The 13,975-nt window shown below is 74.5% G+C and carries 7 protein-coding genes; all 7 read left to right on the forward strand.

The features are described 5' to 3' along the window. Positions 1–2: 2 nt before the first annotated feature. The 7 genes from AC2RP6_RS33355 to AC2RP6_RS33385 all read left to right on the forward strand — a co-directional run bounded on the left by AC2RP6_RS33355 (position 3) and on the right by AC2RP6_RS33385 (position 13,923). Positions 3–1,037: a winged helix DNA-binding domain-containing protein gene (locus tag AC2RP6_RS33355; RefSeq protein WP_486449558.1), complete on the forward strand. Its 1,035-nt coding sequence runs from the start codon at positions 3–5 to the stop codon at positions 1,035–1,037. 119 nt (positions 1,038–1,156) lie between these two features. Continuing rightward, positions 1,157–2,434 carry an MFS transporter gene (locus AC2RP6_RS33360; RefSeq protein WP_486449559.1) on the forward strand — a complete coding sequence of 426 codons (1,278 nt, stop codon included), beginning with the start codon at positions 1,157–1,159 and terminating at the stop codon, positions 2,432–2,434. Positions 2,435–2,675: 241 nt separating this feature from the next. After that, positions 2,676–6,761 carry a non-ribosomal peptide synthetase gene (locus AC2RP6_RS33365; protein ID WP_486449560.1) on the forward strand — a complete coding sequence of 1,362 codons (4,086 nt, stop codon included), beginning with the start codon at positions 2,676–2,678 and terminating at the stop codon, positions 6,759–6,761. Then, complete coding sequence (locus AC2RP6_RS33370) at positions 6,754–10,110, forward strand: non-ribosomal peptide synthetase (RefSeq protein WP_486449561.1); 3,357 nt, start codon at positions 6,754–6,756, stop codon at positions 10,108–10,110. The genes AC2RP6_RS33365 and AC2RP6_RS33370 overlap by 8 nt, the downstream gene beginning before the upstream one ends. Continuing rightward, positions 10,110–11,516: a condensation domain-containing protein gene (locus AC2RP6_RS33375; protein ID WP_486449562.1), complete on the forward strand. Its 1,407-nt coding sequence runs from the start codon at positions 10,110–10,112 to the stop codon at positions 11,514–11,516. The genes AC2RP6_RS33370 and AC2RP6_RS33375 overlap by 1 nt, the downstream gene beginning before the upstream one ends. 74 nt (positions 11,517–11,590) lie before the next feature. Continuing rightward, positions 11,591–12,781 (forward strand): acyl-CoA dehydrogenase family protein, encoded by a 1,191-nt coding sequence (locus AC2RP6_RS33380; RefSeq protein ID WP_486449563.1) that lies wholly within the window; start codon positions 11,591–11,593, stop codon positions 12,779–12,781. Beyond that, a complete protein-coding gene (locus AC2RP6_RS33385) occupies positions 12,778–13,923 on the forward strand; it encodes an acyl-CoA dehydrogenase family protein (RefSeq protein ID WP_486449564.1) in 1,146 nt (381 codons plus the stop codon). Before AC2RP6_RS33380 ends, AC2RP6_RS33385 begins: the two co-directional genes overlap by 4 nt. Positions 13,924–13,975: the final 52 nt, after the last annotated feature.

The following is a 13,975-nucleotide window of genomic DNA, read 5'->3' on the forward strand; positions in this document are numbered from 1 at the left end:
CCGTGGAACGACGTACGACCGAACGGCTGCTCAGGGCGCGCGCACAGGCCATCGGGGGCGAGGTCCGGGAGGACTCCGTCGCCGCCGTCCTCGACCGGGTGCTGGCCGTCCAGGCCCAGGACCTGCCCGCGGCGGAACTCGGACTGCGGGCCCGGGCCCGCGGGCTGACGCAGGAGGCCGTGCGCCGGGCCACCGACATCGAGCGCACCGCCGTCCGCGGCTGGTTCATGCGCGGCACCCTGCAGCTGGTGCCCGCCGCCGACGCCCGCTGGCTGCTGGCCCTCTTCGGCCCGGTCTACCTGGCACTCGCCGGCCGGCGCCTGCGCGAACTGGGCCTCGACGACTCCCTGTGCACGCGCTCGGAGCAGCTCATCGCCGACGCGATCGGCGCGGAGGGACCGCTCACCCGCGCCCGGCTCACCGACCGGCTCACCACCCTCGGCGTCGAGCCGAAGGGGCAGGCCGCCTTTCACCTCATCCGCCGCGCCGCCCTGGCCGGCCGCATCTGCCACGGGCCCCAGCAGGACGGCGAGGCGACCTTCGTCCTCCTCGACGACTGGCTGCCCGCCACCGGACCCCTGCCGTACACGGGGGAGGCGGCCGTACGGGAACTCGCACGCCGCTACCGTACGGCCCACGGCCCCTCCGACGCACTGGACTTCGTGCACTGGTCGGGCCTGAGGACCACGGTGGGCCGGAACGCCTGGACCGCCGCCGTCCGGGACACCGCCCCCGAGACCCCGCCCGCCCCCGGCGACCCCGACGTGCGGCTCCTGCCGGCCTACGACAACTACCTCGTCGGCTACCGCGGCCGGGACCTCTCGGTGCCCGCGGAGCACGAACGCCGGGTGTGGCCCGGCGGCGGCCAGATCCGGGCCACCGTGGTCGTCGACGGCCTGGCCGTCGGCACCTGGTCCGGCGGCCGCCGGGGAACTCCCGTGAAGGTCGAACCGTTCCCCGCAGCGGAGCCCCCGAGCCCCGCCGTGGCCGCCGGGATCGCCCGCGAGAGCGCCGACATCGCACGCTTCTCCGGCTGAGCTCATCGCATGTCTACAAGCGTTCTACATTCCCGGAATCCATAACCGGGCCCTAACTCGCGGTCCATAGCGTCAGTGCCGTCCGACAATTCCGTACCCAATCAGAAAAGGGCGTCGACATGGCACTCGGTCGGCATTCCGATTTCAATCGCCTGTGGTTCGGGCAGACCGTCAGCAACTTCGGCGACAAGATCTCCCTCCTGGCACTGCCGACCCTCGCGGTCGTGGTCCTGGACGGCGGAGCCTTGGAGGTCGGCGTGCTCGGCGCGCTGCGCTTCCTCCCCTTCCTGCTGCTCGCCCCGATCGCCGGGCTGGTGGCCGACCGGGTCTCTCGGCGCACCGTCATGATCGTCGCGGACCTGGGCCGTTTCCTGGCCCTGGCGACGATTCCGCTGGCCTTCGCGCTCGACTCCGTCAGCATGACCCACATCTTCATCGTGGCCGGCGTCACCGGCTGCCTCACCACCTTCTTCGAGGTCTCCTACCAGTCCTGGCTGCCACAGCTCATCGGCACCGAGAACCTCATCGAGGGCAACACCAAACTCCAGATCAGCCGCAGCGTCGCCGAGGCGGTCGGCGCGGGCGCCGGTGGCGCGCTCATCCAGCTGCTCGGCGCCGCACGCGCCATCACCGCCGACGCCTTCACGTTCCTCATCTCGCTCGTCGCCCTGCTGGTCATCCGCCACCGGGACGTGCGCGAACGGACCGAGGAGCGGAAGGCCTCCGCGAAGGCGGAGATGAAGGAGGGCATGCGGACCCTCTTCGGCAACCCGGTCCTGCGCGGCCTGTTCACCGCCAACGTCGTGGTCAACCTCGGCGCGGCGATGGGCGACGCCATCCTGATCGTCTACGCGTACAAGGTGCTGGACCTCAGCCCGGGCCAGGTCGGCGCCGCCTTCGCCGTCATGTCGGTCTTCGTCATCGTCGGCGCGGTGCTCTCCGAGGTCGTCTCCAAGAGCCTCTCGGTGGGCCGCCTCCTGGTCATCACCGCGGTCGTGCTCGGTGCCGGCTACATCCTGGTCCCGACGGGCGGCGCGATCGGCGGCTTCGTCGGACTGATCGTGGTCCAGGCCATCATCGGCTTCGTCTCCCCGATGTTCGACATCCACGTCCTCAGCCTCGTCCAGGGGGTCACCCCGAACGAGCAGATGGGCCGCGTCAGCGGCACCGCGCTCTCGGCGGTCTACGGCGCCCTGTCCCTGGGCTACTTCGCCGGCGGCGCGCTCGGCGAGGCGATCGGACTGACCGGCGGCCTCGCGGTGGCCGGCGCCGTCACCATCATCGGCGGCCTGACCCTGCTCGGTGGGCCGGTCGCCAAGATCAAGGAAATGCCCGGCGGAGACGACGCCGCCGAGGAGGGATCTCCGGCCGCGGACGAGACCAGGATCACCGCCTGACGGTCCGGACCGGCCCACGGGAGCGGGTGCCCGCCCAGCGGCACCCGCTCCCGACACCCGCACCCACGCCCGCCCGGGCCCACCCGCAGCCCGCACGCACCCACCCCGCACGCACCCCGAACGCACCCCGCACCCACCCCGTACGCACCCCGCACGCACCCCGCACGCACGCACGCACGCGCCGCGCTGCCGCGGCGCGCCCTGCCGTACTCCCTCTCCCGAAGACGCACGGAGGCTCAAGGTGAGCGAGTCCCTCGCCGAACGCATAGCCGCACTGCCGAAGTCCCGCCGGGCACTGTTCCAGGCCCTGACGGGCCGCACCGGCGGGCGCGCCGCCGTACGGGAGGACCCCGAGCCGGCACCCCGCGACCCCGCGGACCCGCCGGTGCTCTCCTTCGCGCAGCGCCGGCTCTGGTTCATCGACCAGCTGCAGCCCGGCAGCCCCGCCTACAACGTGCCCGTCGCCACCCGCATCCGCGGCCCGCTCGACGTCCCCGCCCTGCATGCGGCGCTCCAGGACATCGTGGACCGCCACGAGGTGCTGCGCACCGTCTACACCTACCAGGAGGGCGCCTCCGAGGCCCTGCCCCGCGTCGTCGACGGGTTCCGGCTGCCGCTGCCGCTGACCGAACTGCCCGGCGAGGAGGCCGTCCGGCCGTTCTACGACGCCGACGCGGGCGCCCCCTTCGACCTGGCCGGCGCCGTCCCGCTGCGCGCCCGGCTCGGCCGCCTCGGCGCCGAGGACCACGTCCTCGTCCTCAACCTCCACCACATCGTCACCGACGGCTGGTCGATGCGGATCCTCTACACGGAACTGGAACGCGCCTACGCCGCCCGCACCGGCGCCCCCACCGAGCCCAACGCCCCGCTCGCCCTCCAGTACGCCGACTTCGCCACCTGGCAGCGCCGCCGCGTCAGCGGCGACCGGCTGGAGGGCCTGACCTCCTTCTGGCGCGAGGAACTGGGCGGTGCCGCCCCCGTCGACCTGCCCACCGACCGGCCCCGGCCCCCCGTCTTCGGACACGAGGGAGCCTCCCGCTACATCGACCTGCCGCCCCACCTCATCGCCCGGCTGCGGGAGTTCGGCAAGTCCGAGGGCGCCACCCTCTACATGACGATGCTGGCCGGCTTCGCCGCCACCCTGCGCCGCTGGACCGGCCAGGAGGACATCGTCGTGGGCACCTCCGTCTCCGGCCGCGACCACCCCGCCTTCAGCGAACTGATCGGCTTCTTCGTCAACACCCTGCCGCTGCGCATCAGAACCGGCGGCGACCCCGGCTTCGCCGAGCTGGTCCGCGCCACCCGCCACACCACCCTGCAGGCGTACGCGCACCAGGAACTGCCCTTCGACCTGATCGTCGACACGCTCGGGCTGCCCCGCGACCCGAGCCGGCCTCCGCTCACCTCCGTGATGTTCCTCCTCGACGAGACCCCGGACACCGCCCCCGGGCTCGCGGGCCTCGCGACCGAGCCCATCGACTTCTCCTCGCACGCCACCAAGTACGACCTCATGATCAGCGTGCACGACACCGGCACCGCGGTCCGCGCCCTCGTGGAGTACCCCACCGCCCTGTTCGACGCCGCCACCGTGGACCGGCTGCTCGGCCACTTCCTCACCACCCTGGAAGGCGCCGTCGGCCGCCCCGACGCACCGCTGTCCTCCCTGCCGCTGCTCACCGACGCCGAGCGGCACGCCGCCCTGGACGACTGGAACGCCACCCGCGCCCCCTTCCCCCAGGACGCCTGCCTGCACCACCTCTTCGAGCAGCACGCCGACCGCCGGCCCGACGCACCCGCCGTGATCCTCGGCGGACTCGGCGGCTGGAGCGTCACCTACCGGGAGCTGGAGGAGCGCGCCAACCGGCTCGCGCACCGGCTCGTGGAGGCCGGGTCGGGCCCCGGCCGGACCGTGGCCCTGTGCCTGCGCCGCGGCCCCGGCCTGGTCACCGCCATCCTCGCCGTCCTCAAGTCCGGCGGCGCCTACGTCCCCCTCGACCCGGACTACCCCGCCGAACGCCTCGCGCTGCTGCTGAAGGACGCCGCGCCGCCCATCGTCGTCTCCGACGCCGAGCTGATCGGCCGGCTGCCCGTCCCCGCCGGCACCGCGCAGGTGCTCCTGGACACCGACCGCGCGGCACTCGCCGAACTCCCCGCGACCCGGCCCGACGTGCCCGTCACCGCCCGCGACCTCGCCTACGTCATCTTCACCTCGGGCTCCACCGGCACCCCCAAGGGCATCGCCCTGGAGCACCGCGGCGTGGTCAACAACCTCCTCGACCTCAACCGCTCGTACGGCATCGGCCCCGCCGACGCGGTGCTCGCGCTGTCCTCGCCCAGCTTCGACATGAGCGTCTACGAAACCCTCGGCATCCTCGCCGCGGGCGGCACCCTCGTCCTGCCCGACCCGGCCGCCGCCAAGGACCCGGCGCACTGGGCCGACCTCGTCGAACGCCACCGCGTCACCGTCTGGAACTCCGCCCCCGCGCTCCTCGGCCTCCTCGTCGACCAGCTCGAACACGCCGGCGGCCCCCGGCTGCCCACGCTGCGCACCGCCTTCCTCGGCGGCGACTGGATCCCCGTCACCCAGCCCGACCGGATCCGCGCCTTCGCACCGGCGCTGTCCTTCGTGGCACTCGGCGGGGCCACGGAGGCGTCGATCCACTCGGTGGAGTACCGGGTCGGCCGGGTCGATCCGCAGTGGACGAAGCTCCCGTACGGCCGCCCCATGGCCAACCAGCTGGCGTACGTCCTGGACCCGCACGACCGCCTGGTCCCCGTCGGCGTACCCGGCGAACTCCACCTCGGCGGCGTGGGACTGGCCCGCGGCTACCTGAACCGGCCCGAGCTCACCGAGGAGAAGTTCGTCCACGTCGAGCTGGAGCCCGGCCGCACCGAACGCCTCTACCGCACGGGCGACCTGGCCCGCTACGGCACGGACGGCACCATCGAACTCCTCGGCCGCACCGACTTCCGCATCAAGCTCAACGGGCTCCGCATCGAGCCGGGCGAGGTGGAGAGCGCGCTGCGCGACCGCCCCGGCGTCCGCGAAGCGGTCGTCGCCGCCCGCCGCACCGCGGCCGGCTCCGACCGTCTCGTCGGCTACGTCGTCCCCGAGGACGGCGCGGGCCTCGACACCGCCGCCCTGCGCACCGCACTCGGCACGGTCCTGCCCCCGCACTGCGTCCCCGCCGAACTGGTGCTGCTGGAGCGGCTGCCGCTCAGCCCCAACGGCAAGGTCGACCGCGGCGCCCTGCCCGACCCGCGCCCCGCCGCCCCCGCCGCGGACCGGCCCGCCGCCGCACCGGCCGGCGGCGACCCCGTCGCCCTGCGCATCGCCGCCGTCTGGGCCGAGGTGCTCGGCGTCGCCGAAGTCGGCTCCGACGACGACTTCTTCGCCCTGGGCGGGGACTCCTTCGCCGCGGTGCGCGCCGTACGGGCCGTCGCGGCCGCCCTGCCCGACGGCGGGGCCGCCGGGCTGCGCGTGGTCGACCTCTTCAGCAACCCGACCCCCGCCGGCCTCGCCGCCCGCACCGCCGAACTGGGCGGGACCGGTACGCAGCAGCACCGCCTGCTGCACCGGCTCACCCCCGAACGGCCGCCCGGCACCACCGCCCTGACCCTCGTCTGCTTCCCGCACGGCGGCGGTGACGCCATCGCCTACCAGCCCCTCGCGGCCCAGCTCCCGCCGCACATCGAGCTGCTGGCCGTCTCCCCGCCCGGACACGACCCGCTGCGCCCGGGGCCGATGCTGCCGGTCCCCGAGTTCGCCGAGCTCGCCGCCGAGGAGATCGCCCGCACGGTGCGGGGCCCGTACGCGGTCTACGGCCACTGCGCCGGAGTCGTCACCGCCCTGGAGACCACCCACGTCCTCGAACGGCTCGGACAGCGCCCGGTCGCCCTGGACCTCGCCGCGGCCCTCCCCGAGGAGGACCCGGAGTACGCCCTGGAGATGGAGCGCGTCTCCGGCGACGACGACCTCGTCGCCTACCTGACCACCATGGACGGCTTCGACGGCGTCCTCGACGACCGCGACCTCACCGCCGTCCTGCGCATGGTGCGGCACGACATGACCGAGGCCGCCCGCTTCTTCGCCCGCACCCCGGCCGGCTACGACCGGCCCCTGACCACCCCGCTCACCTGCATCATCGGCGACGCCGACGACGCCACCGACGGCTACGAGGACGGCTACCGCGCCTGGGGCCGTTACGCGGCCGACGTGACGCTCGCCGTGATCCCCGGTGGCCGCCACTACTTCGCCAAGCACCTCCCCGACCGGCTCGCCGCCCTGCTCGCCGACCTGCACCGCAACGGAGGAAACCATGTCTGATCTCGCCGAACGGCTCGGCCGCCTGCCCCAGGGACAGCGTTCCCGGCTGCTGGGCAGGATGCGCAACCAGATGACGGCCGGCGTGGGCCGCCGCGTCGAACTCAAGCGCGCCGACCACGGACCGCGCTCCCGCTCCTCCTTCCAGCAGGAGCAGATGTGGTTCGTCGACAAGCTCGGCGCCGGCAAGGCCCGCAACAACATAGCCCTCTCCATAACCCTCGGCGGTCCGCTCGACCGGGCCGCCCTGCACGAGGCGCTCAACGCCGTCGTCGCCCGCCACCAGGTGCTCCACAGCAAACTCGTCGAGATCGACGGCGTCCCCTGGCAGGAACCGGTCCCCTCCTTCGTCCTCGGCGTCCAGAGCACCGACCTGTCGGGCAGCGAGGACGCCGACCGCGAACTCGCCGAGCTCACCGCCGCCTGCGCCGCCGCCCCCTTCGACCTGGCCGCGGCCCCGCCCGTGCGCGCCCACCTGGTACGCCTCGCCGCCGACCGCCACGTCCTGCTCTGGGTCGTCCACCACATCGCCTGGGACCCGGGCTCGACCCGCATCTTCACCGAGGAACTGACCACCAGCTACGCCGCCGCAGCCGCGGGACGGCGCCCCGAGGCACCGCGACTCGCCGTCGAGTACGCCGACTTCGCGGCCTGGCAGCGGGCCAAGCTGGAGAACGACGAGCACGGCCGGGCGCTCGCCGCCAAATGGCGCCAGATCCTCGCCGGCGCCGTCGCCACCGAGGTCATGCCCGACCACCCGCGCGGTCCGGAGACGAAGGGCGACGGCCGCGGCCTGAAGCTCACCCTCGACCAGAAGCTGCTGGACCGGCTCACCGAACTCGCCGACGCGAACAGCACCACCGTCTTCACCACCCTGCTCGCCGCCTTCAACGCCCTGCTGCGGCACTGGACCCGCACCGAGGACGTCGTCGTCGGCACCGCCAGCGCCTCCCGCCCGCACCCCGACCTGGAACAGGTCATCGGCTGCTTCGTCCAGATGATCACCCTGCGGACCGAGGTCACCGACGGCCTCACCTTCCGCGAGCTGGTCACCCGCACCGCGGCCTCCGTGATGGACTCCTTCACCAGCAGCGAACTGCCCTTCGAGCAGGTCGTCGAGGCCGTCCGCCCCGTCCGCGACCCGCTGCGCCACCCGCTCTTCCAGATCGAGTTCACCTCGCTCGGCCGCTGGGGCACCCACCGCGCGCAGGCCGCGGACGTCGAGTTCGCCATGGACCAGCTCCACGACGGCGCCGCCAAGTTCGACATGAGCTTCCTCGTCGGCGAGAACGACGGCCTGGAACTCTCCCTCGAATACAACACCTCCCTCTACCGGCACGGCACGGCCGCCGCCCTCCTCGCCGCCTTCCGGCAGGTCCTGGAGCAGGTCGCCGACAACCCGGACCTGCGGGTCGGCGACATCAGCCTGGTCGAGGAGCCGGCCGCCTCCCGGCACGCCCGCGAGCTGTCCCGCGGCGGCCCCGTCGACGAGGCCGCCTGGACCACCACCCTGGACCGCGCCTTCCGCGAGCGGGCCACCATCCACCCCGACGCGGTCGCCGTCCGCCACGGCACCACGCGGCTGGACTACGCCGCCCTCGACCGCTGGTCCGAGGCCATCGCCCACCGGCTGCGCGACCGCGGCGTCGGACACGGGGACCCCGTCGCCGTGTGCGTGGCCCGCGGGCCCGCCGCCGTCGCCGGCGTCCTCGGCGTCCTCAAGGCGGGCGCGCACTACATCCCGGTCGACCCGGCCGCCCCGGCCGAGCGGACCCGTACCGTCCTGGCCGACGCCAAGGTCCGGCACGCCCTCGTCGACGAGAGCGCGCAGCTGCCCGTACCCCTGGAACTCGTCAACACCGGGTCCGCGGCCCCCGTACGCGAGGTCCCCTCCCTCGCCCTCAGCTCCACCCCCGCCGACCTGGCCTACGTGCTCTACACCTCCGGCAGCAGCGGCACGCCCAAGGGCGTCATGATCGAGCACCGCTCGGTCACGCACTTCTCCCGCACCATCGCCAAGGCCTACGAGATCAAGGCCGAGGACCGCGTCCTGCAGTTCGCGCCCCTCACCTTCGACGTCTCCGTCTTCGAGATCTTCACCACCCTGCTCGCCGGCGGCTCGCTCGTCATCGCCACCGACGACGAACGCCGCGACCCCGCCCTGCTCCAGACGCGGATGCGCGAGGACGCGGTCACCGTCGCCGAACTCCCGCCCGCCCTGCTGCCCCTCCTCGACCAGGCGGCCCTGCCCGACCTGCGCCTGGTCTCGGTGGGCGGTGAGGCCTTCCCCGGTCGGCTCGTCGCCGAATGGACCGCGGGGGAGCGCCGCTTCGTCAACGGTTACGGACCCACCGAGGCGACCGTCGCGGTCACCCTCATGGACTGCACCGGCAGCTACGACCGCAACCCGCCGATCGGCCGCCCCATGCCGGGCCACCAGGCCTTCGTGCTCGACGAGCGGCTGCGCCCGGTCCCGCCCGGCGTCCCCGGCGAACTGTGCGTGGCCGGCCCCGGCGTGGCCCGCGGCTACCTGGGCCGTCCCGACCTCACCGCCGAACGCTTCGCGGACAACCCCTACGCCGACGGCCCCGAAACCGCCCGCCTGTACCGCACCGGCGACCTGGTGCGCTGGCTGCCCGGCGGGAACCTGGACTTCCTCGGCCGCACCGACCGCCAGCTCAAGGTGCGCGGACACCGCATCGAGCCCGGCGAGGTCGAGGCCGTCCTGACCGGCCACCCCTCCGTGCAGCAGGCCGTCGTGGTGGCCCAGCCCGCCGCGGGCGGCGAGCGGATGCTGGCCGCCTACGTCACCGTCGAGCAGGTGGGCTCCTACGCGTCGGAGGTCGCCGACGCCGAGGGCCTGCGCGCGTACACGGCCGTACGGCTGCCCGGCTACATGGTCCCGGTGGTCGTCGTCCTGGATGAGCTGCCGCTGACCCCGCACGGCAAGGTCGACACGGCCGCCCTGCCCCTGCCCACCGAGCAGTCGGCCCAGGGCGGCACCCCGCCGCGCGACGCCGTCGAGGAACAAATCTGCCGCGACATCCTCACCCCGCTCCTGGAATGGCAGAACCCTGACGTCGAGGGCGACTTCTTCGCCCTCGGCGGCAGCTCCCTCCAGGCGACCATCGTGGTCTCCCGGGTCCGCGCCCTCTTCGGCATCGACATCGCCCTCGCCGACTTCTTCGGCCGGCCGACCGTCGCCGGCCTCGCCGAGCTCGTCCGCGCCGCCAAGGCCGAGGCCGCCGGCGAACAGGACCGGCTGCTCGCGGTCTTCGAGCAGATCGAGAACATGAGCGACGAGGAGGCCGCCGCCCTCCTCGGTTCCCTCCAGCAGCCGGAGGGTCCCTGATGGCCGGACTGTCCGGCCTGGAAGGAGCCCTCGCCGCGCTCCCCGAGGCGAAACGCGAGCTGGCCCGCCTGATGCTGGCCGCCCGCCGGCCCGTGCCCGCCCACCCGGCCCCGCGCTCCGGCGCGGGGCCGGTCCCCCCGACCGCCCTCCAGACCCGGCTGTGGCGCCGTGAACGCACCCACCCGGCCGTCGCCACCGGCTCCCACGCGCTCCGGCTGACCGGCCCCCTCGACCCCCGACGGCTGGAGGCGGCCCTCACCGGGGTGCTGCGCCGCCACGAGGCGCTGCGCACCCGGCTGGTCCGCTCCACCGCCGACCAGCCGCGGCTGCACGTCGAAGGAGAACCGGTCCTGCGGATCACCCGGGCCGACCTCACGGGCTTCACCCCGCGGGCCGCCGCGGAGCGGGTCGCCCTGCAGACCACCGAGAGCGCCTCCACCGTCCTGGACCTGGAGAGCGGCCGCACCAGCGCCTTCCGGCTGCTGCGGACCGCACCCGAGGAGCACGTCCTGATCCTCGCCTCCCACCTCGCGGTCTTCGACGGCTGGTCCTCGGGGGTCTTCCTCGCCGACCTCGCCGCCGGCTACCGCGACGGCCCGGAGGACCCCACCCCGCCCGAACTGCAGTTCCCCGACTACGCCGACTGGCAGCACCGCTGGCTCGCCGGACCGGACGGCACCGCCGAACTCGCCCGCCGCAGGGCGGTGTTCGCCGCCGACCCGCCCGCGCCCCGGGCCGCCGGCGGTTTCGAGCGCGGCCATCTCCCCGTACGGCTGGCCCGCGGTCCCGTCGACGCCGGGCTGGAGCTGGGCGCGGCAGAGGGGGCCACCCCGTTCATGACGCTGCTCGCCGCGCTCGCCGTCGTCCTCGCCCGCAGGGAGGGCCGTACCTCCGTGGTGATCGGCACCCCGGCCGCCGGCCGGTTCGCCGCACCGCTCGAAGGCGCCGTCGGGCAGTACACCACCGTCGTGCCGATCCGGCTCGACCTCGCGGGCGGGCCCTCCTTCCGCGCACTCCTGCACCGCACCCGCACCGCGGTGGCCGACGCCCTCGCCCACCAGCGCCTGCCCGTCGACGTGCTGTTCGGCGACGGCACGCCCCCGCCGTACAACGTCCTGTTCGCCCTCCACAACTACCCGGCCGTGCCACTGGACCTCCCGGGCATCGAGGTGGGCCAGCTGCCCGGGCCGCCCGCACGCCACCTGGAGCTCTACAGCCCCGACCCGGCCGCCGCCCTCGCCTGCGTGGGCCTGGTGGAACGGGACGGCGAGATCGGCGGCACCGCCGAGTACAACCGGCACGCGGCCACGCCCGAGGACGTGCGGGGCCTGCTCACCGGGATCGAGGAGGTACTGGACCGGGCCGTCGCCGCGCCCGCCTCCCCGGTCACCACCGCCCGGCACTGAGCGGGGCCGGGGCACGGTCGCCCCGGCCCCCTGCTTCCCCCCCGACCCACCCAGACCCGCCTAGGGAGTTGCCCGTGCTCACCACCGAGTTCTACCGCGCGCCCGCGGACTGCGGGCTCGTACGGAGCGGGGCCGGAGTGCCCCGCACCCCCATGCGGGCCCTGCGCGAGGACATCCACGACATCCTGGTCTCCGCGCCCGTCGCCGAGGCCCGGCGCACCCGCGACCCGCGGCCCATCCACCGGGCCCTGGGTGAACGCGGCCTCCTCGCGCCCCAGTGGCCCGAGGAGTACGGGGGCCGCGGCGTCAGCCAGGTCGCGGCCGCCGTACTGGTCGAGGAACTCGCCATGCACGACGTCCCCGACCTGCTGCACACCCTCACCGTGCAGATCGTCGGCTCCACCCTGCTCAACGTCGCGAGCGAGCAGATGAAGGCGCGCCACCTGCCCGGCTTCGCCGACGGCACCTCCTTCGGCTGCGTGCTCTTCAGCGAACCGCAGGCCGGCTCCGACCTCAACATCCTCTCCACCCGCGCCGTCTCCGACGGCGAGGGCGGCTACAAGCTCTACGGCACCAAGGTCCATTCCCTCTTCGCCCGCTTCGCCGACTACGGACTGTGCCTGGCCCGCGGCGAGGACGACGCCTTCAGCCTCTTCCTCGTGCCCCTGGCCCAGCCCGGCGTCACCATCCGGCAGATCCCCGGCATCGGCGACGACGCCTTCCACGAGGTCGCGCTCGACGGCGTGGCCGTCACCGCCGACGACGTCGTCGGCGGCATCGGCCAGGGCTGGGCGATCGTCGTCAAGACACTGGCCTTCGAACGCACCGGACTCGACTACTACGTCAAGGCGCTGCGCTGGTACCGGGCCGCGGTCGAACGGCTGGAGGCCCACACCGACCGGCTGGAGGCCGGCCAGCACGACCAGATCGGCCTGGCCAAACTCAACGCCCGGCTGCTCGCGGCGGGCACCCTGGTCCGGCGCGTCCTCACCCGCCTCGACCGGGGCGAGCTCAACGAGGACGAGGCCGCCGCCGCGAAGTGGTACACCACCGAACTCGCCGCGGAGGTGGCCTGGTGGGCCGCCGAACTCGACGGCGACACCAGCATGACCCTCGACGACCCGGAGGTCGACGGGGTGGCACACCCACTCGATTCGGCGATGCGTGAAGCCCCGGGGATGCGGATATCCGGCGGCACCGCCGAAATGATGCTGGAGACGCTGGCCCGGCTGCGTCTCGACTCAGGGGCGGAGGTACGGCCATGACGACCCACGCGGTCAACGGCAGCGGTACGGACGGGGCGGCCGGCGCGGCGCCCGAGCGGTGGCGGGAGAGGGAGGACGAGGACTCGCTCTTCCGGCAGCTCCGGCTCACCGTGCGGCAGGGCCTGGAGGTCGACGGGGACACCCCCGCGGGCGCCTGGGAGGCGTTGACGCAGGTCGGCGCCTGGGAGTTCGCCCTCCCCATCGAGAAGGAGGGCCTCGACCTCGGCCAGGCCGTCCTCGCCATGGTGTGCGAGGAGGCGGGCAACGGGATGCAGCCCGTCCCGCTGGCCGACACCCTCCTCGCGCTCGACGTGCTCTCCGCCCTCGGTCCCCTCGCCCCCGAGGGGACCGACGACCGGCTCGACCGGGTGCGCGCCGGGGAGCTCCAGCTCGCCGTGCCCGGCCGGCTGCCCGACCCGCGCGGCGCCGTGCCCCCGGGCATCGCCTGGAAACCGGACGGCGACGGCGCGGGCGTCGTCCTCACCGGCACCGGCGGGCCGTTCGCCGCCGGCGTCGGCTCCGACGCGCTGCTGGTCCTGGCGAGCGGCCCGGACGGGCCGTGCGTGGCCCTCGTCGACCTGCCCGCGGCCGGCGTCACCGTACGCCCGCTGCGCGACCACGGCGGGGGAGCCGTCGCCGGAGCCGTCTTCGACGAGGCGCGGATCCCCGCCGGCTCGGTGCTGCTGCGCGGCGTCGCCGCCGAGCACGCCCTCGCCCGCGTCGGCCTGCGCGCCGCCGTCCACCAGGCGTCCCTGCTGGCCGGCATCACCGCGGCCGCCCTGACCGCCGTCGTCTCCCGGATCCGCGGACGGCAGCAGTTCGGGCAGGCCCTGGTCAAGCACCAGGGGCCCCGGCTCCGCGTGGCCGGGCTGCTGGCCCGGCTCGACGCCGTCCGCTGGGCCGTCGGCGACGCCGCCCGCGACCTCGACGAGGGCCGACTGACCCCGGGGGAGGCCGCCGGGCTGATCGCCCTCACGGCCGAGACCACCCTCGACGTGACGCGGGACGCCGTGCACCTGCACGGTGCCTCCGGTCTCGTCCGGGACGGCCTGGTCGCCGGATGCTACCGGCGCGCGGCCTGGGAGGCCCTGCGCTGCGGGCGACCCGCCCAGCTGTGGGACACCGCGGCCCACACCCCCTGACCGGCCCCGGCACGTGGGAAGGGGCCCCCGCGCCGCGGGAGCCCCTTCCTCC

It is taken from the genome of Streptomyces sp. WAC03905 (assembly GCF_057371075.1).

Excerpts from the sequence above, each read along its gene's own strand:
- AC2RP6_RS33360 (WP_486449559.1), top strand. The coding sequence starts at position 1,157 with ATGGCACTCGGTCGGCATTCCGATTTCAATCGCCTGTGGTTCGGGCAG.
- AC2RP6_RS33370 (WP_486449561.1), top strand. The coding sequence starts at position 6,754 with ATGTCTGATCTCGCCGAACGGCTCGGCCGCCTGCCCCAGGGACAGCGT.
- AC2RP6_RS33375 (WP_486449562.1), top strand. The coding sequence starts at position 10,110 with ATGGCCGGACTGTCCGGCCTGGAAGGAGCCCTCGCCGCGCTCCCCGAG.
- AC2RP6_RS33385 (WP_486449564.1), top strand. The coding sequence starts at position 12,778 with ATGACGACCCACGCGGTCAACGGCAGCGGTACGGACGGGGCGGCCGGC.